The 1,275-nt window shown below is 62.5% G+C and carries 1 protein-coding gene; it reads right to left on the bottom strand.

The genetic code is table 11. The features are described from left to right. Positions 1-60: 60 nt before the first annotated feature. Positions 61-1,190, bottom strand: a protein-coding gene (locus tag C8D93_RS20280; RefSeq protein ID WP_422635963.1) for an IS3 family transposase whose coding sequence is annotated in 2 segments (ribosomal slippage) — positions 61-923 and positions 923-1,190 — 1,131 coding nt in all. Because the reading frame shifts where the segments join, the coding sequence is not laid out codon by codon here. Between the last annotated feature and the right edge of the window lie 85 nt (positions 1,191-1,275).

The raw sequence follows: 1,275 nt of genomic DNA, 5'->3' as shown, positions 1-1,275 counted from the left end.
CAGAAGTGGACCCGCTTCGTGAGACAGCTTTCCCGGATTTATAAGTGATGCTCTGCCGGGTTATGCCGCCAGCTGTGCTGGCAGTGCGTTGAAGTACACGGTGTCTGGCGCCTGGCCGTCAAGCGACGAGTGCGGGCGCCGGGTGTTGTAGAACGCGATGTAGCGGCTCAGCAGCTGTCTGGCTTCGGAAACCGAGTCGTAGGCATGCAGGTAGACGTGCTCGTACTTGATTGTCTTCCACAGCCGTTCGACGAAGACGTTGTCACGCCAGCAGCCTTTGCCGTCCATGCTGATCCGGATGCCGTGGCCCTGGAGCAAGCTGACGAACTCGAAGCTGGTGAACTGGCTGCCCTGGTCCGTGTTGAAGATCTCCGGCCGCCCATGACGGGCGATGGCTTCCTCGACCGCCTCGACGCAGAAATCCGTCGTCAGGCTGTTCGACAGTCGGAATGACAGGACTCTGCGCGTAGCCCAGTCGAGCACGACGGCGAGGTAGACGAAGCCGCGCCGCATTGGCAGGTAGGTGATGTCCATCGCCCAAACCTGGTTGGGCCGATCGATCGTCATCCCGCGCAGCAGGTACGGGAATACTGGATGCTGCGGGTGGCGTTTGCTGGTGTTCTTCCTGCGGTAGATCGCCTCGATGCCCATTAGCCGCATCAGGCGGCGGACGCGCTTGCGCCCGATCCGCTGCCCCTCCAGGCGCAGGCAGTCGCGCAGCTGCCGGCTGCCCAGAAACGGGTATTCCAAGTGCAGCTCGTCGATCCGGCGCATCAGCGCCAGATCGGCGTCGGGCAGCTCGCGCTGCGGGCGATACACCGAGGAACGTGACAACTGCAGAATCCGACACTGCTGTGTCACCGGCAGCGCCGCCGTCCGGTCGATCATCGCTTTGCGCTCGGACCGTGGACTCGATCGAGCGCGCGTTCTAAAAAATCGTTCTCCATCGTCAGCTGGCCGATCTTGGCCTGCAGGTCGGTCACGCTCGGCCCATGCGTCGCCGTGCGCTCGGCCGGCGTCATGAAAGACTCCACTGCCTTCTGCAGCAGCTGCGTCTTCCACTGCGTGATCTGGTTGGGATGAATGTCGAACTGCTCGGCCAGCTGCGCCAGGGTCTTCTCGCCCTTGATCGCCGCCAGTGCCACCTTGGCCTTGAACGCCGGGGTGTGATTCCTTCGGGGCCTTCTCATCTGCTCTTCCTTGGGCGCCACAGGCGCCGTCTGATTAGAGCAGAACATCACTTATCCGACTGTCCGACTTCGCGGGTCCACTTCT

Origin of the sequence: Sinimarinibacterium flocculans, from assembly GCF_003201205.1 — a bacterium.
Taxonomy (GTDB): Bacteria; Pseudomonadota; Gammaproteobacteria; order Nevskiales; family Nevskiaceae; genus Solimonas; species Solimonas flocculans.
This window is presented reverse-complemented; position numbering and strand designations above follow the sequence as displayed.